The organism is Sulfitobacter sp. (assembly GCF_041552635.1).
In the GTDB taxonomy this organism is placed as follows: domain Bacteria; phylum Pseudomonadota; class Alphaproteobacteria; order Rhodobacterales; family Rhodobacteraceae; genus Sulfitobacter.
In genome coordinates, this window is record NZ_JBFEKM010000329.1 from 1 (window position 1) to 1,945 (window position 1,945).

The 1,945-nt window shown below is 56.3% G+C and carries 2 protein-coding genes and 1 pseudogene; all 3 read left to right on the forward strand.

From position 1 onward, the window contains the following. Positions 1-225 (forward strand): annotated as a pseudogene (locus ABYT07_RS20745) (hypothetical protein); the annotation flags it as partial. Beyond that, on the forward strand, positions 222-1,169 hold the full coding sequence (locus ABYT07_RS20750) for a sulfotransferase (RefSeq protein ID WP_372993895.1): 948 nt from the start codon (positions 222-224) through the stop codon (positions 1,167-1,169). The pseudogene ABYT07_RS20745 and the gene ABYT07_RS20750, both read left to right, overlap by 4 nt. A 98-nt stretch (positions 1,170-1,267) precedes the next feature. Continuing rightward, positions 1,268-1,945, forward strand: a 678-nt coding sequence (locus tag ABYT07_RS20755) for a glycosyltransferase (RefSeq protein WP_372993896.1), incomplete at its 3' end; no start/stop codon positions are given.

Consider the following 1,945-nt stretch of genomic DNA (forward strand, 5'->3'; position numbering starts at 1 on the left):
CAGGCACAACACGAACGCGGTGCCCAGCAGGCCCGCGCGCGGTTCAGCAATGCCAAAGCTGCCAAAGCCTATGCGGCGCTTTTCCAAGCACTCATGCAGGAAACGCCGCCCGCTGTCGAACCCCGCCCTTGGCGCGATTTCAAAGCTGATCCTAATTTCCCCCAGACCTGGCGGCATTTCATCCGTCCATCGCTTAGAAAGATGATCAAACGGTGGCTGCAATGAGCGATGGCAAGGGTCTGACATACATTCTCGGCCTGCCCTATTCAGGTTCGTCCCTATTCGCCATGGCGCTTGGCAATGCTGAAGGCTTTGTCAACTGTGGCGAGATCAATTATCTGGAACAGGATTACCATGAGCATCGTCGTTGCAGTTGTAATGCCTTGCTCGCGGACTGCCCCTTTTGGGGGCCACTGATCGCGCAGGCTCACGAACGCGCGGCAGCCAAGGATCCGATGCCGCAGTTCGAAACCGAAGCGAAGTATCACCCGATCTACGCACGACGCACATCGCTTTCACGACGGTTATCAATGATTATGGGTCGAGATCTGCGCAAGACCTACGGGGCCCAGTCGATCGACGAGCATCTGGCGCAGCAACTGGGTTTCATGCGGCTGGTTCTGGCAGAAACCGGGGCACAAGAAATTGTCGATGCTTCGAAGAACGCCCGCCGCTTGCAGCTTTTGGCAGAACAAGATGAGTTTCAGCTGCGGGTGATCGTTCTTTCCCGCCACCCTGAGAATGCCCTTGGAGCGCGGATCAAGCGCGCCCGTCGCCGGACCAATTGGTACCGGCAGGCCCTTGCGCCAATTTATACTCTATGGCTGTTGTTTCATTACATCCAGATGGGTAAGGCGCTTGCCAAGGTGCCTAAAGACCGGGTATTCCGCGTGAAATACGAAGATTTCGTACGCGATCCCGCGTCGATGGAAAAGGTCCTGAGAGATTGGTATGGGCGACCTATCTCCTTCGATAGAATCGGCGACCGGGAAGTGAATATGCGCAATACGCATGTCTATACGGGAAACACATGGTTGACGCGCGGGACAAAAGAGCCCCGTTCGACAGTGTTGAACGCCCCCATGGACGCCCCGGAGTTGAATTGGTTCGAACTGGCGCAATTCCGATTTTTTGCTACCCTATTTCCTATATTGCGCCGGAGACCCTGAAATGATCCGTAAGGAAAACCCGCATTTCGTCCGATATCTGCAATCTGGTGCCAATGCCCAGATTGCCACCTGTTTCGCGATAGGGTCGGTTTAAGTTTATGCGTGTGGTACAGGTCATAAACCATTCTGGAACTGATTTTGGGGGCGCTGAGCGTCTGGCCACCACCTTGCATCAAGATCTTCTGGATGCAGGGGTCGATGCCCATATTTTGGCGATTGGGGCTTGCGAGGTAGGTGATATACCCAAGTCAGACAGCCTTGGCTTTGGATCGGTGCGCGATCCAAGGGTCACCCTACGACTAAGGGCAGCGCTGCGAGATCTGGCCCGGCCCAGCACGATTGTACACGCACATTTATTCCCCGCGACCTTGCATGTGTCGGCGCTGCGCCAGACCGGGCAATTGGACACTCCTTGCAGCATGACCGAGCACAGCACTTGGAACCGACGCCGGGAACATGTCGCGCTGCGCGGTTTGGACCGAATGGTCTATCGCGGTTTTGAACGGATTGCAGCGATCAGTACTCAAACACAAGAGGCGCTCCTTTCTACCTATCCGGCCCTGCGGCCACGCACAGAGATTATCCGCAACGGGGCGACGCTGCGCTTTGCCACGCCGCCTGAGCACAACTCTGACCAGATACCGTGCATTTTGACTGTGGCGCGTCTGGCCCCTGTCAAGAACATCGCAAATGCCCTACGCGCTCTGGCGAAGCTGACCGACCGTCCGTGGCGCTATGTAGTTGCGGGTGGCGGCGAAGACGAAGGGAAACTCAAG

Excerpts from the sequence above, each read along its gene's own strand:
- ABYT07_RS20750 (WP_372993895.1), top strand. The coding sequence starts at position 222 with ATGAGCGATGGCAAGGGTCTGACATACATTCTCGGCCTGCCCTATTCA.